At 41.8% G+C, this 24,214-nt stretch carries 22 protein-coding genes and 1 pseudogene; 12 read left to right on the plus strand and 11 right to left on the minus strand.

Features of this window, described 5'->3' with window-relative positions; genetic code table 11:
• Nucleotides 1-147: 147 nt before the first annotated feature.
• The 6 genes from pheS to L0992_06885 all read left to right on the plus strand — a co-directional run bounded on the left by pheS (nucleotide 148) and on the right by L0992_06885 (nucleotide 8,918).
• Nucleotides 148-1,131, plus strand: coding sequence for a phenylalanine--tRNA ligase subunit alpha (pheS, locus tag L0992_06860; protein XGB68701.1), 984 nt, complete (start codon nucleotides 148-150; stop codon nucleotides 1,129-1,131).
• Nucleotides 1,132-1,149: 18 nt separating this feature from the next.
• The gene (pheT, locus tag L0992_06865) at nucleotides 1,150-3,537 is read left to right on the plus strand and encodes a phenylalanine--tRNA ligase subunit beta (protein ID XGB68399.1); all 2,388 of its coding nucleotides are present in this window, start codon (nucleotides 1,150-1,152) and stop codon (nucleotides 3,535-3,537) included.
• Nucleotides 3,538-3,861: 324 nt separating this feature from the next.
• The gene (locus tag L0992_06870) at nucleotides 3,862-4,524 is read left to right on the plus strand and encodes an SLATT domain-containing protein (GenBank protein ID XGB68400.1); all 663 of its coding nucleotides are present in this window, start codon (nucleotides 3,862-3,864) and stop codon (nucleotides 4,522-4,524) included.
• A complete protein-coding gene (locus L0992_06875) occupies nucleotides 4,518-5,759 on the plus strand; it encodes an RNA-directed DNA polymerase (GenBank protein XGB68401.1) in 1,242 nt (413 codons plus the stop codon). The genes L0992_06870 and L0992_06875 overlap by 7 nt, the downstream gene beginning before the upstream one ends.
• On the plus strand, nucleotides 5,756-7,735 hold the full coding sequence (locus tag L0992_06880) for an RNA-directed DNA polymerase (protein ID XGB68402.1): 1,980 nt from the start codon (nucleotides 5,756-5,758) through the stop codon (nucleotides 7,733-7,735). The genes L0992_06875 and L0992_06880 overlap by 4 nt, the downstream gene beginning before the upstream one ends.
• A gap of 310 nt (nucleotides 7,736-8,045) precedes the next feature.
• The gene (locus L0992_06885; GenBank protein XGB68403.1) at nucleotides 8,046-8,918 is read left to right on the plus strand and encodes an alpha/beta hydrolase; all 873 of its coding nucleotides are present in this window, start codon (nucleotides 8,046-8,048) and stop codon (nucleotides 8,916-8,918) included.
• A gap of 137 nt (nucleotides 8,919-9,055) precedes the next feature.
• Here L0992_06885 and L0992_06890 read toward each other — a convergent pair whose 3' ends face one another.
• Nucleotides 9,056-9,955, minus strand: coding sequence for an HNH endonuclease (locus tag L0992_06890; protein ID XGB68404.1), 900 nt, complete (start codon nucleotides 9,953-9,955; stop codon nucleotides 9,056-9,058).
• Nucleotides 9,956-10,054: 99 nt separating this feature from the next.
• Here L0992_06890 and L0992_06895 point away from each other — a divergent pair.
• Nucleotides 10,055-10,171: pseudogene (locus L0992_06895) on the plus strand (alpha/beta hydrolase).
• Between the two features lie 298 nt (nucleotides 10,172-10,469).
• On the plus strand, nucleotides 10,470-11,396 hold the full coding sequence (locus L0992_06900) for a hypothetical protein (GenBank protein ID XGB68405.1): 927 nt from the start codon (nucleotides 10,470-10,472) through the stop codon (nucleotides 11,394-11,396).
• A gap of 114 nt (nucleotides 11,397-11,510) precedes the next feature.
• On the opposite strand, the gene L0992_06905 is transcribed toward L0992_06900, so the two are convergent.
• From L0992_06905 to L0992_06915, 3 genes are all read right to left on the minus strand, one after another.
• Nucleotides 11,511-12,143, minus strand: coding sequence for a glutathione S-transferase N-terminal domain-containing protein (locus tag L0992_06905; protein ID XGB68406.1), 633 nt, complete (start codon nucleotides 12,141-12,143; stop codon nucleotides 11,511-11,513).
• 14 nt (nucleotides 12,144-12,157) lie between these two features.
• Complete coding sequence (locus tag L0992_06910) at nucleotides 12,158-13,360, minus strand: MFS transporter (GenBank protein ID XGB68407.1); 1,203 nt, start codon at nucleotides 13,358-13,360, stop codon at nucleotides 12,158-12,160.
• A 446-nt stretch (nucleotides 13,361-13,806) separates the two neighbouring features.
• A complete protein-coding gene (locus L0992_06915) occupies nucleotides 13,807-15,315 on the minus strand; it encodes a DUF3360 domain-containing protein (GenBank protein XGB68408.1) in 1,509 nt (502 codons plus the stop codon).
• A gap of 545 nt (nucleotides 15,316-15,860) precedes the next feature.
• Here L0992_06915 and L0992_06920 point away from each other — a divergent pair.
• The 3 genes from L0992_06920 to L0992_06930 all read left to right on the plus strand — a co-directional run bounded on the left by L0992_06920 (nucleotide 15,861) and on the right by L0992_06930 (nucleotide 18,080).
• Nucleotides 15,861-16,415, plus strand: coding sequence for a hypothetical protein (locus L0992_06920; GenBank protein ID XGB68409.1), 555 nt, complete (start codon nucleotides 15,861-15,863; stop codon nucleotides 16,413-16,415).
• A gap of 423 nt (nucleotides 16,416-16,838) precedes the next feature.
• Nucleotides 16,839-17,711, plus strand: coding sequence for a patatin-like phospholipase family protein (locus L0992_06925; GenBank protein XGB68410.1), 873 nt, complete (start codon nucleotides 16,839-16,841; stop codon nucleotides 17,709-17,711).
• 27 nt (nucleotides 17,712-17,738) lie between these two features.
• Nucleotides 17,739-18,080, plus strand: coding sequence for a hypothetical protein (locus L0992_06930; protein ID XGB68411.1), 342 nt, complete (start codon nucleotides 17,739-17,741; stop codon nucleotides 18,078-18,080).
• A 61-nt stretch (nucleotides 18,081-18,141) separates the two neighbouring features.
• Here L0992_06930 and folM read toward each other — a convergent pair whose 3' ends face one another.
• From folM to folK, 4 genes are all read right to left on the minus strand, one after another.
• The gene (folM, locus tag L0992_06935; protein ID XGB68412.1) at nucleotides 18,142-18,858 is read right to left on the minus strand and encodes a dihydromonapterin reductase; all 717 of its coding nucleotides are present in this window, start codon (nucleotides 18,856-18,858) and stop codon (nucleotides 18,142-18,144) included.
• Nucleotides 18,855-19,493 (minus strand): GTP cyclohydrolase I FolE, encoded by a 639-nt coding sequence (folE, locus tag L0992_06940; GenBank protein ID XGB68413.1) that lies wholly within the window; start codon nucleotides 19,491-19,493, stop codon nucleotides 18,855-18,857. Before folE ends, folM begins: the two co-directional genes overlap by 4 nt.
• Before the next feature lie 10 nt (nucleotides 19,494-19,503).
• A complete protein-coding gene (gene folX, locus L0992_06945) occupies nucleotides 19,504-19,881 on the minus strand; it encodes a dihydroneopterin triphosphate 2'-epimerase (protein XGB68414.1) in 378 nt (125 codons plus the stop codon).
• A gap of 96 nt (nucleotides 19,882-19,977) precedes the next feature.
• Nucleotides 19,978-20,475 carry a 2-amino-4-hydroxy-6-hydroxymethyldihydropteridine diphosphokinase gene (gene folK, locus L0992_06950; GenBank protein ID XGB68415.1) on the minus strand — a complete coding sequence of 166 codons (498 nt, stop codon included), beginning with the start codon at nucleotides 20,473-20,475 and terminating at the stop codon, nucleotides 19,978-19,980.
• A gap of 287 nt (nucleotides 20,476-20,762) precedes the next feature.
• Here folK and L0992_06955 point away from each other — a divergent pair, with 287 nt between their 5' ends.
• Complete coding sequence (locus tag L0992_06955; protein XGB68416.1) at nucleotides 20,763-21,101, plus strand: cytosolic protein; 339 nt, start codon at nucleotides 20,763-20,765, stop codon at nucleotides 21,099-21,101.
• A gap of 148 nt (nucleotides 21,102-21,249) precedes the next feature.
• Here the strand turns inward: L0992_06955 and L0992_06960 are convergent, their stop codons facing one another.
• The 3 genes from L0992_06960 to L0992_06970 all read right to left on the minus strand — a co-directional run bounded on the left by L0992_06960 (nucleotide 21,250) and on the right by L0992_06970 (nucleotide 24,049).
• The gene (locus L0992_06960) at nucleotides 21,250-21,930 is read right to left on the minus strand and encodes a haloacid dehalogenase type II (GenBank protein ID XGB68417.1); all 681 of its coding nucleotides are present in this window, start codon (nucleotides 21,928-21,930) and stop codon (nucleotides 21,250-21,252) included.
• 198 nt (nucleotides 21,931-22,128) lie between these two features.
• Nucleotides 22,129-22,932, minus strand: coding sequence for a MetQ/NlpA family ABC transporter substrate-binding protein (locus L0992_06965; GenBank protein ID XGB68418.1), 804 nt, complete (start codon nucleotides 22,930-22,932; stop codon nucleotides 22,129-22,131).
• A gap of 208 nt (nucleotides 22,933-23,140) precedes the next feature.
• The gene (locus tag L0992_06970; protein ID XGB68419.1) at nucleotides 23,141-24,049 is read right to left on the minus strand and encodes a dienelactone hydrolase family protein; all 909 of its coding nucleotides are present in this window, start codon (nucleotides 24,047-24,049) and stop codon (nucleotides 23,141-23,143) included.
• Nucleotides 24,050-24,214 lie beyond the last annotated feature (165 nt).

Genomic DNA, 24,214 nt, shown 5'->3' on the forward strand with positions numbered 1-24,214 from the left:
CCTGTTAAATTTGCCGTGTTTTTAGTCAATAACTTGTTCTTTTAGCGATTCAATTTGGCATTGGTAGCGTGTTTGATTACTATGTGTAGCTATCTAAAAAAACTAATCATCCGATACGGACACTACCAACTGGTAGATGAGGAAATGATGCAACATCTAGAAGAGATCATTGCTAATGCAACGACTGCTATTGATACAGCAGATTCGTTAGTCGCACTTGATGAAGTGCGAGTTCAGTATTTAGGTAAGAAGGGTGAACTAACTCTTCAACTACAAAGCCTAGGTAAACTTCCACCTGAAGAGCGTCGCACTGCTGGTCAAGAGATCAACAAAGCGAAAGGTGCTGTTCAACAAGCGATCGCAGCTCGCAAAGACGCACTACAACGTGCAGAGCTTGAAGCGAAACTAGCTGAAGAAACTATCGATGTGAGCCTACCAGGTCGTCGCATTGAGAACGGTGGTCTTCACCCAGTTACACGCACAGTTGAGCGTATCGAACAGTTCTTTGGTGAGCTTGGCTTTAGCACTGAGTCTGGCCCTGAGATCGAAGATGCATTCCACAACTTTGATGCACTAAACATCGCAGACGATCACCCAGCTCGTACTGATCACGATACTTTCTTCTTCAACCCTGATCTAATGCTACGTACGCACACTTCTGGTGTTCAAATCCGTACGATGGAAAACGGCAAACCGCCATTCCGCTTCATTGCTCCGGGTCGTGTTTACCGTAACGACTACGATCAAACTCACACGCCAATGTTCCACCAAGTGGAAGGTATGTTAGTTGATGAGAACGTAAACTTCGCACAACTTAAAGGCATTCTTAACGATTTCCTTTGTAACTTCTTTGAAGAAGAAGTTGAAGTGCGTTTCCGTCCTTCATTCTTCCCGTTCACAGAGCCTTCAGCTGAAGTTGACGTGAAACGTAAAGATGGCAAATGGCTAGAAGTTCTAGGCTGTGGCATGGTTCACCCTAACGTACTTCGCTCTGTTGGCATCGACCCTGAGAAATACTCTGGTTTTGCATTCGGTATGGGTGTAGAGCGTCTAACGATGCTTCGTTACGGCGTAAATGACCTTCGTGCGTTCTTCGAGAACGACCTTCGTTTCCTTAAACAATTCAAGTAATCCGGGGCAGTCAAAACTATGAAATTCAGTGAATCTTGGCTACGCGAGTGGGTTAAACCTGCAATTAACAGCGAAGAGCTAGCTCACCAAATCACTATGGCTGGTTTGGAAGTTGACGATGTAGAACCTGTTGCTGGTGAATTCACCGGCGTTAAAGTAGGTAAAGTGGTTGAGTGCGGTCAGCACCCAGACGCAGACAAACTACAAGTAACGAAAATTGATATCGGCGAAGAAGAGCTGTTAGACATCGTTTGTGGTGCATCTAACTGTCGTCTTGGCCTAACTGTAGCAGTAGCAACAGTTGGCGCAGTACTGCCTGGTAACTTCAAAATCAAGAAAGCAAAACTACGTGGCGTTCCATCGCACGGCATGCTTTGTTCTTTCTCTGAGCTAGGTATCGACGTAGAGTCTGACGGCATCCTTGAGCTACCAGAAGGCACAACGCTAGGTATGGACGTACGTGAGCTTCTTGAGCTTAACGACGTAACTATCGACGTAGACCTAACAGCAAACCGCGCAGACTGCTTCAGCATCCGTGGCCTTGCTCGTGAAGCTGGCGTACTAAACCGCGCAGACGTTACAGAGCCAGCAGTAGAAGCTGTTGCAACAAGCATTGAAGACACAGTATCTGTTGAAGTTAAAGCAACTGATGCTTGTCCACGTTACCTTGGCCGTGTGGTTAAGAACGTAAACGTGAAAGCGGAAACACCAATCTGGATGCAAGAAAAACTGCGTCGTTGTGGTATCCGTTCAATCGACCCAGTTGTAGACATCACAAACTACGTGATGCTAGAGCAAGGCCAACCAATGCACGCATTTGATCTAGCTAAGATCGAAGGTGGTATCGTGGTTCGTCTAGCAGAGCAGGGCGAAAAACTAACACTTCTAGATGGCAACGAAGCTGAACTAAACAGCAACACGCTTGTTATCGCAGACCACAACAAAGCACTAGCAATCGCTGGTATCTTTGGTGGTGAAGATTCAGGTGTTACTACTGAAACTACAGACGTACTTCTAGAAGCAGCATTCTTCGCACCGGATCACATCCGTGGTCGCGCACGTGCTTACGGCCTTCACACAGATTCTTCTCTACGTTTCGAGCGTGGTGTTGATTCAACACTTCAGCTAGCTGCTATGGAGCGTGCAACACAGCTTCTCGTTGATATCTGTGGTGGTGAAGTTGCGCCAGTAAACGGCAGCGAATCTGAAGCTGATCTACCAAAAGCAAACGTAGTATCTCTACGTCGCGCTAAGCTAGACAGCCTACTAGGTCACGAAATCCCATCTGAAGACGTGGTAGAAATCCTAACTCGTCTAGGCTGTGAAGTTGAGACGACAGAAGCTGGTTGGACGGCAACGTCTCCATCTTGGCGTTTCGATATCGCAATCGAGCAAGACCTAATTGAAGAAGTAGGTCGTATCTACGGTTACGATAACATTCCAAACCAAGCGCCTAAAGCGGCACTTAAAATGAATGACCACAAAGAAGCTGACCAACCGCTTAAGCGCGTTCGTGACCTTCTTGTAGACCGTGGCTACCACGAAGCGATCACATACAGCTTCGTAGAACCAGAACAGCAAAAACTTGTTGTACCTGGTGTTGAGCCGCTAATCCTGCCATTCCCAATCTCTGCGGACATGTCAGCAATGCGTCTTGGCCTAATCCAAGGTCTTCTAAACACAGTGGTTCACAACCAGAAGCGTCAACAGTCTCGCGTTCGTCTATTCGAATCAGGCCTACGTTTCATCCCTGAAGAAACAGCTGAAAACGGCATGCGCCAAGAAATGATGCTTGCGGGTGTTATCTCTGGTACTCGCGGTGAAGAGCACTGGGACGTTGCAACTAACACTGTTGACTTCTTCGACCTGAAAGGCGACCTAGAAGCAGTTCTAGAGCTAACAGCGAACGAGAAAGCATACAGCTTCAAAGCAGCTAAGCACCCAGCACTTCACCCAGGTCAAACTGCGGCTATCGTAGTAGACGGCAAAGAAGTGGGTATCATTGGTACTGTTCACCCAGAACTAGAGCGTAAGTTTGGTCTTAACGGCCGTACTATCGTATTCGAAATCGAATGGGCAGCTATCAATACTCGCGTGCTTCCAGAAGCAGTAGCAGTATCTAAGTTCCCTGCAAACCGTCGTGATATCGCAGTAGTTGTTGACGAAGCAGTAGCTTCTGGCGACATCGTAGAAGCGTGTATCGCAGCTGGTGGCGAATTCCTAACAGACGCTAAACTGTTCGACGTTTACGTAGGTAAGGGCGTAGAAGAAGGCAAGAAGAGCCTAGCTATCGCACTTAGCCTACAGTCTGTAGAACGCACACTTGAAGATGCAGACATCGCTGGTTCAGTAGATGCCATCGTAGCTTCAATCTCAGAGAAATTCGGCGCAGCACTTCGCGACTAATCTTTTCTGATAGATAGAAAAATTAAAGGCCTCGCATTGCGAGGCCTTTTTTGTTTTTTTCATTATATGATTTGAGGTGGTGAACCATTAAAATTGAAACTTCAAACAAATTTATTAGGGAAAATTTGGTACAGAATTATCGAGATTGATTACCAAATTAGGTCTTTGGTTGAAAGGATTATTGTGAGGAAAACAGGGTTGATTTGAATGAGTGCATAAAACTTAGACTAAGCAGTACTAGTTAGTTAACGTCAAAACATTTTTCGAAGATCATTCTAGTGTTGAACTGTCAAAATTAGATAATAAAACTAGCGGCTGAGCAATGTGACTGGTAGCATACACCCAAGTTTATCAGCTTTAAATCAAGACTTTATGACGGAAAATCTTTTTGAACGCTTACACAAAGACACAAAAATTGTGGCGAATGCTAGGTTCAACAACAGCAAAAGGTTAGCTAAAAAGACGTGGTGGTCATTGTTTTCGATATCATCGATCTCAATTGCACTCATATTGTTAACCATTGCTGAGAATACGGTAGAATTAAAATTTGTTGAACCTATAATATTTGTTGATTTAAGTCTTCCAAACTGGATATTTACGACACTTTCATCGATTATAATACTTGCATTATCTATTGCTATATCATCTGCAAGACTTGATGTTCAATACGAAAAAATGCATGACTCTGCAATCCGTATTAACAATGTAGCAAGACAGATTGAAGCAAGGAAAGAGTCTGAACAGTTTAACTTATATACACACTCGCTAAATGAGTATCAAAGAATTATATCTGAGAACCCAGTAAATCATGAAGATATTGACTTCTTAATCGCAAAGTCTGAAGTTAATAAAAAAATGGGTAATAGATATTTATTTAGGAAATATATAACTCAAAATTTCTGTTTAATTCCTTACTATTTGATAACTTTAGTCTCTCTTAATGTAATAATATCGATACTTAGCAAGGTAACTTTAAGAATATGTTAAGGCAAGACTTTACTGTTAACTCTTTACTAAGAGTTACGACTAAAAATGAAATCATAAAGTTTGATCTTGGACGTGATAAAGATGAGTATAAAGAAAATTTGGAACAATACTCAAGTTCAATAAACAGTTCTTCGTTTAAAATTGAAAACGTTAAAATAACAAAGATCAATTCAAAACCTGTTTTTTATACTGACTTACCTGAAGAACATTACTGTATTAAAAAAATCTCTTCTGATATGAAGAGGTTATATAAAATTAGAACTATAAATCGTGATGATATATCGGAACAAGTATTGAGGATTCTTGAAACTTCGTCTGATTATGGAATAATTCGAGTTGATATTAAATCTTTCTATGAATCAATAAGTTATGAGAGCATTCTTGGTAAATTGAAAGCAGATAAGTTGCTAGCATCGAAATCCTTAGGTTTTTTAAATGACTTATTAGCGTTGAAATCTCAGGGGTTACCAAGAGGGTTGTCTGTTAGCCCTATATTATCTGAGATATTCATGAGAAATATAGATTTCAAAATAAGAGAAATACCTGGGGTTTATTATTACTCGCGCTATGTTGATGATATATTTATTTTTACAAGTAAGGAGTATTCTTTAGTCGAAGAGAAGTTGACAAGTTTACTACGAGAATATGACTTAAAAACAAATAATAAAACATTCGTTCATAATATACCTAGAGTTTGCATATCATCAAAATTTGAAGTTAGCTTCGATTATCTTGGTTATAAATATATCGTTACATCTAATATGTATGATAAAAAACGTGTTGTTAGCGTGGTTTTATCTGATGATAAAGTGAGAAAAATAAAAACCAGAATAGTTCACTCTCTAATAGATAGGGCTATGACAAAAAACTCCACGACTTATCATAAAGACCTCCTTGAGAAAAGGCTTGATGTTCTCTCTGGTAATTATCCTATCTCGAGTAGTAAAGGAAGAACTGGGGAACTAAAAGGAGGTATATTTTATAGTAACAGATTGGTAAATAAATCAGGCGTTTTTGAAGAATTTAATGATTTTCTAAGACGATCATTGTATAGCAAGAAGAATAATTTCTTTGGAAGGGCTATGAGGAATATCCCCTCTTCGGAAAAATTGAACTTGAGAAATGTTTGTTTTAAAGATGGATTTGTAAATAAAAAATACATTTCTCTTACAGATAAAGAAATGAGCACTATCAAGCGGTGCTGGGAAAACAAAAATCATAAGAAAAAAGTATGACTAAGAAGAAGATTCCACTAGAAAAAAGAGATTTTTCCAGAGCAATATTGACTGATTCTCTACCTTATGAAGTTCCTTTCATTTTAACTAATGAAGGGTTCTATAAAACAGTGAAGGAAAAATCACTAATAGAGAGTAATCGTTTTCTTAAAGGGATATTGCACAATGAAAGTGATGTTGGCACGAATCCATTAGTTTATAAAATCACAAAAGATAGCGAGTCGGAAAGAAGTTTATTTCTGGTTCATCCAAGTACGCAGATAAAAGTCTCTAGATTATACAAAGATTATAATCAACTAATTACTCACCTATGTACAAGAAGTACATTTTCTTTAAGATACCCTTCAAAAATAGCACATGCATACTATAGTAAAGAAAAAAAAGATGATGCGGTTCCTGAAGAAAAATTTAAAGATGAAGGTGTTGGTATCGATGGCGACAAGGAACCAGTATATGCTAGTACATTCTTTGAATACAAAGACGTAAGTTTTTTATATAAATTTTATGACTCTTATCAATTTCATCGTATAGAAAAGAAATTTGATAAGCTATTTAAGTTTGATATAGCAAAGTGTTTTTCATCTATTTCAACTTTCCAACTTTCTAAATCCATTAGGGACATTGAAAGTTTTAATAAATCAAGAAATCACCACAGTTTCGAATCTGTGTTTGAAGGTTTGATGAATACGTCAAATCTTGGAAACTCACATGGAATAGTTGTAGGCCCTGAATTTTCTCGTATATTTTCCGAAATATTACTTCAATCAATAGATGTAGAGATAAAAAGCAAATTAGCATTCAATAGCAACTTAGAAGAAAAGTTAATTGAAAATAGCGATTATGTTATTAAGAGATATGTTGACGATTATTTCCTTTTTTATAATGATGAAAAGGTAAGAAAAAAAGTTTATGACACCGTTATTTGTGAACTTGAAAAATATAAACTTTATTGCAATGAGTCAAAAAACAAGAAGTTTAATGTTCCATTTATTACAGGCGTTACAATAGCAAAACAGCAATATAATAAATTAATTAGCGACCTTTTCTCAAAATTTGATTACCTAGATAGTGAGTCAAAGGTAAAAGGTATATCTTTACCTATGAATAGATATTACCAAATAGCTAACCAAATAATTACAGATATTAAATGCATTGTTTACAACAATGATATATCTTACTCTAGTATTACAGGGTATTACTTCACATTGGCAAGAATTAAGGTTTCAGAAATAGATGAGCACATTTCTGATTTCAAAGATTCCAAAGAGCAATGTGACAAAATTACAAATTTTCTACTGATTATCATAGAGTTGTCATTCTTTGTTCATTCAATGGATTTTAGGGTGAGAAGTACTTATCTCATATCTCAAATTATCATAATCATTAATAGGATTTCATTAAGCTTAGGGGGTTCTAATTCTGAGCTAATAAAGAAAAAAATTTATGATGAATCTTATTTAGCTATTAAGTCCTCAATTAAGAAGCAAACATTAAAAGATATAGAATGTTTGAATTTATTAATCGCTATCCGAGATATAGATATTGAATATCAGCTTGAAAAAGATGTAGTTGAAGAAATTATTAGGTTAAATGAGCCGAGTAATACTAACTATTTTAGTTTGATGACATGTTTATTTTATGTACAAAACAAGAAAGAATATCTATCTACGCGAAAGAAAGTTTTTAAATGTATAATTGATAAACTTAGTAACGACTATTTTACAGTTATAAATGACTCTGAGCTTGCACATATATTCCTTGATTCGCTGAGATGTCCATTTCTTACAGATAACATGAAACTACTGATAGCTAAGGAAGCCCTGAGTTGTTTCAACGATGTTTCAGAAGAAGAGATTGTTGAAATTGTAAGCATTATTTCATCAAGAAACTGGTTTATTGATTGGGATAAGTCGACATCTGAATCAATAGAAAGGCTTTTGATGAAAAAGGAATTGAAATCTCCTTACGGACATTGATACAATCACTATGCGCGCATTGCAATACCTCTGATTTATTCAGTTGATTTCACACACGAAATAACAACAATGCGCGCACTAACTTTTCCCTTTCCATAAGTTATTACAATATCTGAATTAACCATTTGGGTATCATATCTTTTAGGTGATTTTTCCTTAATATAAATAGTAATTACTCATCTGATATATCAGTTTTAGATTCTATTATAAATCTAACCCTTGACCCGTCTAAAGCTTCACACTTTATAGTGACTATATTGATTGAGAGGGGCGCTTTCTGTGTTCCCTCTAAAGTAAGTAGAGAGACACTATGAAACGTTTAATTTTAAACATCACACTCTTGGTATTCATGGCGCTTGGTAGTATGAATGCCATGGCTCATGATTCAACGGTTAAGTACGGTATTGCGATATCTCACGATGGTGAGCAAATTGCGTATGGCAAAAGTGGAAGCGGGAATACGGCACTTATCTTCATTCACGGCTGGAGTCTAGACAGTAGGCTTTGGAAAAACCAAGTGAGTGAGTTTTCAAAGCAGTATCAAGTGATCACCATGGACTTAGCAGGGCACGGTAACTCATCCTTCAACCGTGAAGAGTACACCATGGTAGCGTTCGCTGAAGACATCAAAGCTATCATCGAGAAAGAACAACTCGAATCTGTCATTTTAGTCGGGCATTCCATGGCTGGTGGCGTAATTGCAGAAGCCGCTAAACTGATGCCGAAAAGAGCGAAGGGCATTATTGGTGTCGATACATCGCAAAACGTCGCACTAGCGGTTTCACAAAGCGACCTAGATGCAATGACCAAACCTTTTGAAACAGACTTCCAAGCGGGCATTACTATGTTCGTGAAAGACTCGCTACCAAAAGATGTAGATGCGGATTTACTTTACTGGGTAACGCAAGACATGGCATCAGCACCGCCAGCTATCGCAATAAACCAGTTCCACCATTATCTAGGCCAATACGTGACAGGCGAAGCACACCGCGTGTATGAGAACGTGAATGTGCCAGTGATATTGGTTAATGCTCGCCTATGGCCAACGGATTCCGAAGCGAACAAGAAACACATCAAGGATTACAGCATTTACTACATTGAAGACTCAGGCCACTTCCCGATGCTAGAGCAACCACAGCAGTTCAACACAACCTTGATGAAAGCGGTGAAATCAGTGAAGTAGGGCGGTTGGAATCATCTATAGATAAAACGAAGGCCTCGCGTGTGCGAGGCCTTTTTGTGTTCTGAGAGGTTAACTTAGATAAGTTTAGTTGAACCCCTTTGGGAAAATGAGGAGCACATAGTTGAGTAGGTTTTAGTTTAATTTATTTGTGAAACCTTGAAGTTGAACTCGTAATTATGCGTCTCTAAATATTTTTCAAAGCGCTCACGCTCAATTTCGCTAAGTTGGTCAGCGCAAAGCTCTTCTCCACTTTGAATACCTAAACTCTTCAGTAAAGAAACATTTAGTTTGGGTGATAACTTGGATATGTACTTTGAGCCTTTTTTAATGAAGGTCAATAAGTGAGCGTCAAAAAGTTTATCGATATGAGCACAAAGCAGTATGCCATTTGCGCCATCAAGTCTCTGCTCATCACTTTCACATTTGGACCAAGGGACTATGTGAGATGCAATTAAAATCTCGCGTACACTTGTAAGCGTTAGCGCACAGCACTCACCATTCCCCCATGAGTTGATAACGTTTTGTCTAAATTTCCCCTGCCCAATACGTGAGAGAACTAAACTTTCACGTTCTGTCTTATTGGTAGTAGTACCGAATATTACGTCGACGTCTTGCGCTACGTTGGGTAAGGGCATTTTTGAATACTTTGCGTTATGGTTTCCGAGCGCATAGTACTCGTTGCCAATGACCTCAAGGGACATCTCAGAGACTTCTTTTATGTATTCTTTTATCTTGGCGCTGCCTGTGTCTGTATAACCATCGTTATCTTCATCCCAGATTATTGGAAATGTTCTTAATGAATATCCTTCGTTTTCCACCAGCTTGATGTACTCAAGAGCTTCGCCAAACGCATTAACCCTACGCCCGTCGTTGTTAAACTCCCAGTCCATAGAAAAAATCAACGATCTTTCTCGGTTTGTATTGACGTCCCACGCACCAAAATAAACTTCTTTTTTTTCGTGATTAACAAAAGCCCACCCATACCGCGCATTTCGGTTTGTTGCACCGTAGGATTCCATAAATTTTTTGCGTGACATTCTTTGCCTTACTTCTTAATTAGCGTTTCTGCATTTTAACTTAGGAGTTGTTTATAATCCTGAACAGCCGTCAAATCAGGATGAGATTGTTCGATATAAAAATACATCAAGGATTACAGCATTTACTACATTGAGGGTTCAGGCCACTTCCCAAAGCTAGAGCAACCAAAACAGTTCAACACAGCGTTGATGAAAGCGGTGCAGTCAGTGAAGTAGGGCGTTGTAGTGGCTAAAATATGGATGTAATCATTCGATAGATAAAACCAAGGCCTCGCGATTGCGGGGCTTTTTGTTAGTTGGAGATTTAGCTAGATACATTCATTTCAATTTGCGACTAATGATCGCATCGTTCACTCGTTTATGGTCCTTAAACGACAGCCTCATAGTTATATAAATGCTCTATCAACCACCCCTAGATATGTAATCAGCACCACTATTATTGGTAAGGGCTGACCGAATCTAGTGGTGCTTTCTACTGACAATCACTTTAACTATGTGTTTAGGACGTTCTGCTATGGCTAAGAAAATAATATTCATTCATGGTCGCGCTCAAAAGCCCGATAAAGCTCCCCTTCAAGCACTCTGGTACGAGGCTATAGAACATGGCTTGCAGCGAGATTGTGGAGACTCAAGTTCGTTACAAGCTTTTAAAGATGTCGATAAACGGTTTGTCTATTACGGTGAACTATCAAACACATTGTTAGACAAACCAACGGAAGACCCTGTAAGTCGACAGCAAGCGCTGTCTGAACTCAAAAAGTACAAGACAAACCAGTTCAATAAAACAACGTATAACAAGGTATCTAAAATTGGTTTTCTAAAAGAGGCGCTAGCAGATACTTTTTCATCGCTCTTTGGAACGCTAGGTGTGGCTGAGACACTCATCACGAAGGTCGCACCGGATATGGCGCACTATTGGAATGAAGATACTTATTTTGGCAGCGATGTCAGGCATAGGTTAATGGTTGAACTGAAGGAAGCGCTCGATAATCAGGATGACGTGATGATTGTATCGCACAGTCTCGGGTCGATGATCAGTTATGACGTGTTGTGGAAGTTGTCTCATTACGGAGAGTATAGACACGACTTTGGCGCAGACAAGAAGGTCAACTTATTGCTGACGCTCGGGTCACCGTTAGGAGATGAAAACGTAAAAGATAGGCTAAAGGGGAGCCGCTTGAAAGATGAGAAGAAGTACCCTTTAAACATTCAGCAATGGATAAACATATCGGCAGAAGATGATTTTATCTCTCATGACAGCAAAATTAGAAATGACTTTAAGAATATGCTCAAACTGGATCTGATACCCGGTGGAATGAAAGATATCCACCCGATTTATAACCTCAATATTCGCAACGGAAAAAGCAATCCGCACGCTTCCATCGGTTATCTCATTAACCCTAAATTCATCAAAGTATTGGATGAATGGCTCTCGAGTTGATTTGGTTTACCATCGTAAATTGCTCACTGCTCGTTCGTGTAAACTTAGATAAAACAAGGCCTCGCGTGTGCGAGGCCTTGCTAGAACCGTTCAATACAACGTTGATGAATGTGGTTAAGCATTTTTGTATTCGCAATAGCTAAGCTTTTTTGAAAGCGACTCTAGGCTAAGTTTTGCCAATGTGTTTTTAAAAGGAGAATTATGTAAGGCAGTAGTGAGGATGTCTCGCTCTTCTGCTGAAAGCAAACTCGCGTGCCTGAATAGAACGTAATCTAATGCTATGTGCAGGTACAATGTTGAGAAGTCAGGTTGAAGCAAATCATGATTGTTATTCAACTGCCCGATAAGCGCTTTAACGCTTCTTTTAATACCTTCCTTTCCCCTAATCGTTAGCACGTTTTGTTCAGCTTCGAAACGGCTCAGTGCTGCGCACCGAAATGCCACTTCCATCAGCGTTTTACTCAGTCCCAATAACGACATGCGTTGAGTGTCGCTAGCCTTGGTCGCTGCTAGTTTTTCAGTTGGGTAAGCTTGCATGAGAAATTCGCAGATCGTTAAGCTCTCGGTGAGTGCAACCTCATCACTGGTTTCTAGAACCGGAATGGTACTGAATGGATTGATTGTGACCAATGTGTTGGGCGTTTGCCATGGGTCGATCCATTCAAGAACTATTGGAGCATCACACAGATATGCCGTGGCTAACACTGCTCTGGAGAATGGAGAGGTGTCGTTTAAATACAGTTTCATGAGCGATTCCTTTGCTAAGAATTTATTTGAGCAGTGTTTAATGTCTGTTGTTTGGTTGTTGTAAACGCAATGCAGAGTACCGACAAAATGAGTGCACTCGTGCTGATCATAAATAAGAGGTTATAACTGGTGAGTTGCGGGGCGTAATGAGCCATAACGAAGCCGACTATTCCTTGCGATATCGCAAAAGCCATTGTCATTGCTCCCCAAGATTTCGTATGGAGCTGTGTCCCAACGATCTCTAAGGTATAAGTTGAGACCAGTGTTACGGTGCCAGGCGTAAACATACCGACCAACAGAGATGAGGCAAAAAGTGCTATTTCACTGGTGCTTAATAGCGGAAGAGCAACCCCCACAGCTTTACAAATAAACGCAGCTAATAGTGCTTTTTTAAGTCCAAATTTATCACCTAGTATACCGGTTACTATTGGCCCAATCGCTGCCCCTATGCCAAACACAGCCCAATAAAAACCACCACTCGCAAAACTCATTTCTAGCTCTCTAACAATATAATCGACCCAAAAGAGAGTGTGGGGTAAATAACCGATGGCGCTAAAGCTATAGGCTAAAAGTACGCAACTAATACTGATGCGCTCATTCTTAGATAAGGCATTAAACGTCGATGGGCTTTTATCGCAATGGTTTGGCTTAACCTCAAGAGACCATGTGTTCCACGTCAGGACGGTTGCGAGGAAAGCGATCGCTCCCATACCTAACCATGCACTTTCAACACTTTGGTAGATTAGCAAAGGTATGATGGTTCCTGAAATCATGGCGCCGAGGCCAATGCCTGAAAACACGACGCCACTGATCCTTGCTTTCATCTCTTGAGGGTGAAGGCTGGTGATCACGGGTGGTGCGAGTACCATAAGTACGGCTCCCGCTACGCCCGCAATGGTTCTAAGCGTTAAAAACCATTCAAAGGGGGCAGACTTTAAAGCACAACCAAGATAACTAAAGCTACTTAACAACAGAGAGGCGCGTATGAGTGTGCCTGTTGAATAATACCTCTGTAAAAAGCTCGAAGCAGGAGCCCCGAAGATATAGCCAATCAGCGTCGCAGCGCCAAGTATGGAAGCATCTTCGCTTGAGAACCACCCACTTTGAATGAGCACTGGCATTAAAGCTATATAAGCAAATCGCCCAATGCCGTTCCCAACTAATGTTGCTGCGAGCCCTGCGAAGGTGTTGCGGTTCAATAGTTTTACGTGCTGCATGTCACGTACCCTTAATATGTATCTGTAACATTACGCTAACATTTAAACTTGAACTATCTAAGCTGAGTTTTTGCTCTAATGTTTAAGGTTTGATGACAACTTACATTTTTTGTAAGTGTCAGATTGGTCATTTACATCTCTAATTTCTAGCTGGTATAGGTAAAAGCTAATGGGAGAAGGGGGGAGTGACTGAATATCGATCGTTACAACTATAGCTATATGTTCAATGGCAAAGAATGCTCTCCCCCTCGAACGTTGATCTAAAGAGATCTTGAGAGACTTTGATGCTAGATCCGTTCAACGCAATGTTGATGAAAGCTTTGAAGTCAGTGCAGTAGGGGGTTGCCGTTGATAAAGATTAGCTGTAACCGTTCGATAGATAAAACTAAGGCCTCGCGTGTGCGAGGCCTTTTTGTATTTCGACTAAAACTCAATATTAATCGAGCTTAGCGAAAACTCGGAATAATCGCCGGAATCCCCGGTAGAAGGCCAACCAATGCCATTACGCCACTTAGTACAATAAACATGATGCCAGGCAACACCCAACGGCTCATTTTACTCAATTCACCGCTGCGTTCTTTACAACCGACTAGGCCTAAGTTGTCTAACAGCATGGTGAGAGACCAACCAAATGCTGGGTTCACTAGCGCCGATGAAAATACAACAATCGCTGCCGATTGGGTGGTTTTCCCTTCACGCGTCATTTCCATTCCAGCTTCTAGCAATGGCACAAATACCCCAACAATCAGCGCGACACAAAGTACCGGTTGCCAGATGGCTAAATCCATCGGGTAACCCCAAACAGCGGCGATGATACAGAACAGAGCTGTGAGCAAAGCGCCAGCAGGAATAGGGCGTTTAGCAATCGCCGCCGGTACGATATAAGTACCCCATGAAGACGTAAAGTTAGTACCGCCGAGAAGAGAGCCGAACGTTTGACGAATTGATGCCGTGGTCATGGTGTCGTCAATGTTCATGTGTACTTTTTCGGTACGTTCTGGGTAGCTGATCTTTTGGAATACTTGATGTCCTAAGAAATCTGGTGACCACATAGCCACAGCTAGAATCGCAAACGGCAATACCACCATGAAATGTTCAATCGTAGGTAGGCCTAGCATCCAGCCTGTATCTTCGCCCCACCAATATATAGGGTTCATGTTAGGCAAGCCTGGCTCTGTGTGGAAAGCAAATGGCGCGCCCATGGCAAATGCAATCGTACCACCCAGTAAGCAACTAAGAGGTACCGCTAACCAGCGTTTACGGAAATGTTCCAATAACGCGTACAAGATAATGGTGCAAAAGATCACGACAAAAGCGATGTGGCTCATGCCGATTCCTTCAGCCCAAGCGAACAGTTTTTTCACTTGAGAAGCGGTGCCAACAAAGCCAAGGTAGAGCAATAATCCGCCACATACGCCTTTACTGGTGAGGTTGGCCAACATACTGCCACCTTTACTGATGGCTAAGATGAGGCCAAAAGCGCCAATCAATAAGCCAAACGCCATAGGGTGTCCGCCTGCTGCAACCACAATCGGAATTAAAGGGATGAGTGGGCCGTGTGTACCTGCGAGGTTCGCGGTCGGCAATAGGAAGCCAGAGAAAATAATAATGAAAACAGAGGCGATGAGGAGTTCATAACGAACGTTTTCTAGAATGAAGTCTTCATTTAATCCGAGAGCCCCCGCAAAGGTAGCAGCAATCGCGCCCACCATAACAACTTTACCAATGGTCGCTGCCATCGCTGGGATGGTGTCTTCTATCTCGAATCGATAATCTTTAAACGGCAAATTTGGACGCCAGCGTTTAGGCGCCATGATTTGTAATTCATGCTCTAAATATTGGTCGCGGGAATCAAATTCCGATCTTGGTTTGTGTTGTTGTTCATAAGTGAGTTCATCCTCATTGGCTTGAGGCTTATCTGCTTGTATATGTACGGACTCTAAAGTACTGCTCATGTTGATTCCTTTCGTTCACACTCTGAGGTGTGTTATTCCAACAAACGTTGTTGACTCACGCAGATGCGCAAACAATGCGTCAACTTATCATTAAAAATTCATTAACATTTAGTTGTTAGTACCTTATACCAAACCAAAAAAAACAAATAGACTCAGTCGGTTAGACATTAGTCGTAGAGCAAGCCGACGAGTATTAGACTCGGTAGATAGTAAGTGTCTGTTTATTTGTAGGCGATGAGCTTTATTGGTAATAAATGAATATCTAACAAGAAATGCTTGGTGCTAAAGCGCCGGATAACGTCAATCGACGAGTGCTTTCTGGCGTTTGAAAGGTGTTTTGATGGTTGAAACTACCTTCAACGTTGTTCAGGCGTCTGAGCTCAAGGTATTACCCCAAAATGAAGATGTTCACCAGCTGCTTTAGACCTTTTCAAGCTGAACCTTAAATTCTTCTGGAAGTAACGTTTCCGATTTAAACTTATTGATAATAATTCTCATTACGTTATGTTGTGGTCTCAAACACACTCATTGTTTCGGAGACCAACATGGAACACTCGGATATTACTCAACTGCTTATTCCAAAGAGTGATTGGGCATCGCCTGATCTCTTTCTCTATGAAGGCGAAGACAAACTTCGACTCAGCTTAGAGGGAGCAATTCAATACAGTGGGTTGAACAGCATTGGCGGCGTGGTTCTCGGCTTTAGAATTATCCAGTACGCCGTTAAATTAGCGGCGGGTGATCAGTCTTTGCAACGTGATGGCATTAGTATTTATACCGCTTTCCCTGGGCGTGGCGCTCAAGATGTCTTTGAATACACATGCCGTGCATTGCGTGATAAACGCTATTGCTGTGATAGCACATTACACCATCCAGCCGCGCAAACTGGGCAGCGTGGTCAGTTCCTATTTACGATTCGCTTGAACGAACAATCGATGGTGATGACGCCAGCAAACGGACTACCAAGACAAAGCTACTTTGAAGCCGACCGACATTCGCAAGACAGCAGAGAAGCGGCATTGAAATGGCGAGATGAGAAGATCAACTTCGCCAACACACTCTTGAGCTTGTCGCCAGAAGAGTGCTTACGTGTGCTGTAATTCCCTGTTCTCAGGAACAGAATGAGCACAGAAATAGAATGAATAACAGAAGGTCGCTCGCTTTTAAGTGGGCGACCTTTTTGTATCAAACGTTCGTGGAAACCAGATTCCTAGTCGCGCTTAGGCTTGCTGGAATGACGCACTTTTGGTTTTTTGGGCTTAGAGCATTAGAGCATTAGAGCATTAGAGCATTAGAGCATTAGAGCATTAGAGCTTTAGAGCTTCGGTTTTTTGGTATTGGGGGAGCTAGCCTAGAGTATTTATATCTTTCACCCATGATCTTAGACCGTCTCAATTTCATTCGCTGAAACACTCAGATGTACATATGGGACAGTTTTCAAAGCATTACACTGCTTACGGTGACACGAAGTGATATGATTTTGCTGAAGAACTAAAGAACTAACGATTTAAAGGATGAGTACGATGGCAAAAACGATCTCATTGGTACTGGGTAGTGGTGGCGCAAGAGGCTTGGTTCATGTTGGAATCATCCGTTGGCTGATTGAGCATGGCTATGAGATAAAATCCATCTCTGGTTGTTCAATTGGTGCACTTATTGGCGGTGTCTACGCTGCGGGTAAGTTGGATGAATTTGAAGAGTGGGTTACCAGTATCGACCAATCGGATATGGCGATGATGTTGGACTTTTCATGGCAATCGAGTGGCATCTTCAAAGGCGATAAAATCATCGACACACTGCGTGGGTTGATCGGCGAGATTTCAATTGAAGATCTGCCTATCCCATATACCGCGGTTGCTGCTAACGTCGCCGATGAAAAGGAGGTTTGGCTGCAATCAGGCTCTCTGTTTGATGCCATTCGCGCCTCTATCTCTTTGCCATTGTTCTTTACGCCTCATGTGATTAATGGGGAAGCGCTGATTGATGGCGGGGTACTCAACCCTGTGCCGATTGCGCCTACCTTTGGTGACAAGACAGACTTTACTCTGGCTGTGAACTTAGGGGGTGAACCTGAAATACTTCAACAGGAAGTGATACCGGTTTCTCTACCAACGAAAGAGAGTAACCTGCATGAGAAGGTGGTTCATTTTATCGATAATCTCGGTAGCAGTGTAAAAAGCAAAATGAGCTTCAATTTTGCTGCCTACGACATTGCCAACCAAGCGTTTGATGCAATGCAATCGACCATTGCTCGTCAAAAACTGGCCGCATATCCTGCCGATATTACGCTTGAGCTTCCCCGCAATGCCTGTGGCACCTTAGAGTTTGATCGTTCTCAAGAGATGATAGACAGAGGCTACCATTTGGCACAGGCTAAACTGGGCAACCGCCTTTAATGTAATTGCTGCTGAATGAGAGTATTTATGGAAACTGAACTAAAAGATCTGGTAACAAGTAAAGATGTCATCGTACTCACCAGCTCAGAAGTGGCTACCGTGTCTTGGCTGATAAATGGTTATCAAGAGAACGCCGATATCCAGATTATCGAGAACGCACACAAGTTAGATACAGAAGCTATTTTGGCGCAATGCCGAAGTAGCCTAAGTGAAAGTAAAAAGGTCATACTTACTGCGCAGTTTCGCAGCCAGCTACCTATCATCAATATCGCTTCACTGTGTAATGAGAAGCGCAAATCATTGATCAATATTGAGTTGCTAGGATGGGATGAAGAAAAACGCCTTCCTCATTCTTATAGTAGTTTCTAGGTCATAAGAGTTTCTAGCTCATAGCGGTTTCTATGTTGAGTAAGCCCACGATACATGGGCTTCACTTCAAATGTCTGCCGCCATCAAGGTGCAAGGTTCTTCCTGTCATGTAGTGACTGGCTAATACAAACTTGATGCCATCTATTATTTCCTCAAAGCCCGCTTCTGCGGGGATCAAAGCTTTTTGTAGCGCTTTGGTTTTGTATGCCTCGTCGTCATGATCATTAAACTTAATCATAGCTGGAGAGAGGGTATTTACTTTCACCTTGGGAGCCAACATTGCTGAGAACGACAATGTCAGGTTGTTGAGCGCAGCCTTACTGGCGGCGTAAGCGATGTGTTTTTTACTGCCTTTTTCTGCAACGTAATCACTGATGTGAATGATGTCTGAGGTTTTATCGCCAGACATCAGTTGGTCTTTTAGCGTTAAATTAACCAGATATGGTACGGTAGCGTGAATCGTCATCATCTGGTGCATGATGTGTGAGGCATTTTCGCTTGGATTATTCTTGTTCTCAGGTTTCCAGTCGGAAGCGTTGTGTATGACGGCTCTGAGTGTCTTATATTCTTGGCCCACATAATGAAGAAATTCTTCTAGGCTGCTTTGTTGATAAAAGTCGACCTGTTGCAAGTCGGCTCCACTGTCACGCAACAATTGCAGTTGAGGATAGTCGCTGCGGTAGGTGCCAACCACTTTGTATCCATCCGATAAAAGTTGCTGCGCCAGTGCGAAGCCAAGTCGCTTTCCTACGCCGGTTATCAGTATCGTTTCACTCATCGTAAAAACTCAGCTCTGGTTTGAGGGTTAGTTTTAAAAATACCACCAAGCGCGGTTGTTGAGGTTTCAGAGTTTGCATCCATGACGCCTCTGGATTTAACGCAATAGTGAGTTGCTTTGATCGTCACGGCTACGTTTTCGGTTTCAACAAGAGTTTGTATCGCGACCAAGATTTGCTGAGTAAGGCGTTCTTGTACCTGAGGACGCTGAGCAAAGAATCGAACAATACGGTTTATCTTAGACAGCCCAAGAATCTTGTTTTCAGGGATGTAGGCGACTTCCGCTAAACCATCGATGGTGATGAAGTGATGTTCGCACGTCGATGTTAAGTTGATATCCGATACCTTGACCATTTCATCTACTGACATTTTGTTGTCTATAACGCTGATCTTTGGAAAGTTGTTGTAATCGAGCCCTGAAAAGATTTCGTGTACGTACATCTTCGCAATGCGATGAGGTGTTTCAGCAAGACTGTCATCAGTTAAATCCAATCCAAGCGTACTGACCACCTCGGTTAAGAGTCCTTTGATGCGGTTGTACTTTTGGTCGGGGTTCATTTCGCTCGCTGTCATTGGGGTTTCAAGTCCTTTTGCGAGCAAAGCTTCTCTTACTTTTTCGGCTTCTGTATTCAGCATGACTCTCTCCTTAAGAATTATTGTCGCTGTCTGCTTCATAGCTCAGGGTGAGCGAGACAGAGTCGGCAAAACGTAGCGCATGAGGCTTGTCGATTCTCACTTGAGCGTATCGCACCCACGGATGATCGATACAGATGCCGAGTACATCGCTGGTCAATTTTTCTAAAAGCAGAAACCTTCCAGATTCGACGTGTTGAATGATCTTCTTGCAGATGTTTTTGTAGTTGAGCGCGTTGTCCACATCATCAGAGAGGCAGAGGTTGTTAGCGGGGTAGTGGATCTCTGCATTGATAACGATGTCTTGCTGCTTAGACTTTTCTTCTTCGTTGAAGCCTATGAAGGTTCTGAGTCTCAGGTTTGTGATGGTGATGATGGCGTTGTGATTCATAACAGTGTCCATTCCTTAGAAAGTGAAGTCAGTTACGTGCTTGTTTTAAGAAAAGATCAGTAAAGTTCAGGCGTTCGTCCCGCATTAATGTGAAGGCTAAATAAAATTAAGCTCGAACGGGATGGGTTCGGTTTTCTGGCTCAACTGGTCGAAGCTTTCCCATAGGTGCTGATATGAGATGTCTAGAGTTGGGTGACGTTCTTGTGCGGCAATATCAACTAATGGCCTGAGTACAAAAGCGTATTCGGTGATTTCGCCTCTAGGTAGCTCTACGCCATCGATAATGCCTACTTGATTACCATAAAGAAGGATGTCGATATCCATCGTGCGTGAAGCGTAAGCTTTGGTTTGGCGCTTGCGATCGTTCTCTGATTCGATTTGATGTAGAACCTTAACCAGCTCTGCAACAGTTAGGTCACATTCAAACCCAACGACTAGGTTAAGGAAGTTATCCCCTTCAAACCCAACAGGTTCGCAGTCGTAGAAATTAGAAATGTGCAGCGGTGCAAAGCAGTCATTTAATGCTTTGAGAGATTCTGTGACGTGGTGTTCGCGGTTAATGTTGCTTCCGATGCTGACATAGACGTTGGCCATAGTATTTCCTTCCTTTTAAGGAGCTATACGTCAGACTTGCTATGAAGATCAGCTATGCGTCCTCTTAAAAACTGGAAGATAAAAGAAAATACGGTTCTGCCGAAAATCTTGTCTATCTTTGCACCCGTAAAACTATGCTTGCCAGCTAGAAAGTACCACGAGTAAAAATTCAGCCTGTGAAGGTTCTGGATTACCGTCTTTAGAAACTCAATTTCTACAACGTTCGGTCTTTGATGGTGATAGAATCCCCGCATCAGAATTATCGAGAATCTAGGTATTTATAAACAATGTTTATCCATCACGTTAACGGCATCGACTGGCTGGTGATTACAGCTTTTGAAGAACTGAAACCGATGTTTATCGAAGATGCAGGTCCAATCCCATCTTACTTCTCGACTACCAGTGAATTGAGCCTGATTGATCAAGCCAAGCGCAGCTATGGATTTTTGCCGACTCTCCGCGGTGTGATCACCGATACTGGCACGTATCAAAGTAAAGATCTTGAAGAAGATTTGAACCCACAGCTTGCGTGCATCGTTGAAGGGCGCGGCCGAGTGTTTATTTATCACGGCGACTACGTGGCTTTCGTGGATGACGAGCAAACCTTCATTACTCGAATGGACTGAACATAATTCAGTATTTTTAGAGCGGTGAATTGATAGCTTAGTTAATTGGCTAATAGGTTAGATAAACCGCTCTGTAGATAACACTAAGGCCTCGCGTGTGCGAGGCCTTAGTGTTTGTATCGAGTCAGGAGAAAAGTCTCTTGAGGTGTTACTTTTCTAAATTGTGCTTAATGATTTGTTCCACCACACCATTCATCGTTCTGGAGCTAATCTCAGGCTTCAAATACAGGGAATGATACTCAACTCCCGTGCGGTCTATATAGGCGGCTTGTAAGCCAGCAGATAACGCACCATGAGTATCCCAATCGTGAGTTGCCACAAGACGAAGGTTTTCGACAGGCTCTTTTAACGTTTCTGCTGCAAATCTATACACATCTGAATTGGGTTTGAAACTGCCTGTTTCTTCAACGGAAATGACGGTGTCGAAATAATCTTCTAAGCCCGAGTTCTTGATTTGAGAAGTGATGAGTTCGAGGGATGAGTTGGAAAAAGCGACGGTTTTAAAGCCGTTCTCACGCAATTTAAGCAAAGACTCCTTGATATCAGTATGCGGTGGTAGATTGGCAAAGGAAGTTAACAAGGCATCTTTGCTTTCCGCCGTTAAATCACGCTTGTACCGTTGTGCAATAGCGTCGAGCGCTGCGTTCGCTAGTTCAGAAAAAGTAGATTTTACGTTTGTTGCGATACAAACCGTTGAAGAGTGCAAAAGCTTTGAGAACCAAAGCGATAGTGCATCCTCACTGCCGAATGCAGCTTTAAATTTAGGCTGCAATGACTCCAAATTTAAAACCGTTTCGTTTATATCAAACAGTATCACTTCTTTTTTCATGCGAAGAACCCAGATTTAATTGAATTTCATACTCACATAATCCGCTCTGATGATACGGTTTTCAACCTCGATTTAAGTAACTTAAGCTTTGCTCTCTAACTAGAAAAGAGGGTTGGAATGAGTCATCGATGAACTCGTCACTCAAATTTGGCGTTGCTTAACGGGTAGCAACGCCAATTCTGAAATGATTTATTTAGCTTAATTTGCAGCTTCGATGGTGCCTTTGAAAGTGCTGTCTAAAAAGTCATTGATCTCTTGTGAGTGGTAAATTGAGATGATCTTTTTATATGTTTCATTGTTTTTGTCTTCTTCTCGCGCTGCCACAACCATCACAGCTAAAGGAGCGTCTTTTTTCTCTAAGTAAATGCCTTGTTTCTTAAGATCGAGTCCAGCCGACATTACGTAGTTCATGGTGATTGCTGCTGCATCTACATCGTCAAGAGAGCGGGGTAGTTGAGCGGCATCCACTTCAACAAATTTAATGTTCTTCGGGTTGTTAACAATATCGTTTAATGAAGCGTTGAAACCAACGTTGTCTTTTAAAGAAATCAGCCCAGCATCTTCAAGCAGCAATAGTCCGCGCCCGCCATTCGTTGGGTCGTTTGGAATCGCGATTCGTGCGTTATCGGGGATAGAGTCAAGCGAAGTGTACTTGTTAGAGTAAACGCCCATGCGCATCAAAATTGAGCGTCCGATAGAAACTAACTTGCTATCGTGATTGGCATTAAAGTTATCGAGAAATGGCTGATGCTGGTAACTGTTCAGTTGGATACTTCCATCGTCTAGTGCTGCGTTAGGGGTGATGTAGTCTGAGAATTCGACGAGTTCAATGTTAATCCCTTGCTTTGCTGCTTCTTTGGCAACAGTTTGTACCACTTGTGCATGTGGGCCAACTGTCGCCCCAATCTTGATAACAGCCTCGTCTTTTTTTCCACATCCTGTCACGCCGAATACGAATGCTAATGCCAACAGGGATGCTGTGATTTTTTTGTAGTGGTTCATGATAACTCCATTTAATTAACCAACAGACGCTTAGGTGTCTGGATGTCTATATTATCTATTTATAAAGTCGGGTCAATAGGTTTGTTAGAAGCAAAGTTAGATAGAGAAAACAAAGGCCTCGCATGTACGAGGCCTTTTGGTTTTTGTTGAGTAAGGTATAGAGCAGTCACTTGGAACTTAAAGAAAACGAGTTCGGTAATCTCGCCTATTAAGAAAGCTTTTGGTTAAAGAACTCAAGCGTACGTGCCCATGCTAACTCTGCTTCTTCTTCAGCATATCGACCTGTTGAATCATTATGGAAGCCATGATTTACACCGTCATAGATGTAAGCGGTGTAGTCTGCTCCAATCTCTTTGAGTTCGGCTTCATAGTCTGGCCAAGTTGCATTCACACGTTTATCGATTCCAGCGAATTGGATGAGCAATGGCCCTTTAACGTTCTTTCTTAAATCAGGAGCTGCAGGAGTGCCGTAAAATGGAACGCCCGCATCTAATTGTTCTGGCATGACAGCTGCTAACATATTCACGATGTAGCCACCGAAGCAGAAACCGACTGCGCCTAGCTTGCCGTTACTTTTTTCATGGGATTTCAAGAAGTTTGCTGCGGCGATAAAGTCTTCTTCGATTTTCTCTTTGGATAATGATTTTTGCATTGCTCGACCTTCATCATCATTACCTGGGTACCCACCAAGCGAATAGAGTGCATCAGGTGCAAACGCAATAAACCCAGCGGCCGCAAGTCGTCTTGCCACATCCTTTACGTATGGGTTCAAGCCTCTATTTTCATGTATGACCAAGACAACAGGCGCATTACCCTCTAGCTCTTTAGGTACCACCAAGTAGCCATAGCCTTCTCCGTGTCCTTTAGGCGAAGGAAACTTCTCGTAGGTTGCTTTTATTGAAGGATCATTGAAAGAGACTTGTTCTGCCTTCGCATAATTGGGAATCAATGCAGACGTTAATGTTGTCATGGTTAATCCAAGTACAGCCAATCCGGATAGGCGAGCCATAAACTCTCGGCGATCAATCAGACCGTGTGCATATTCGTCGTACCAATCAAATGCTTCTTGGGGGATAGATCGAGTTGGATCTGATTGAGATTCGGTACTTTTATTCATAACTTTTCCTTGTTGTGAGTTGTTTGACCAATCAACTATAGTGGAAATTTTAATATATTTGAACGATCGCTCAATATCTTTTTGGCTATTTGTTATATCAAAGTACAAAAATTAGATGACAGTCAGATAAAACGATCACTTCAGAATCAATTCCCATGTCTTTGG

This window comes from Vibrio pomeroyi (assembly GCA_041879425.1).
GTDB classification, from domain to species: Bacteria; Pseudomonadota; Gammaproteobacteria; order Enterobacterales; family Vibrionaceae; genus Vibrio; species Vibrio pomeroyi_A.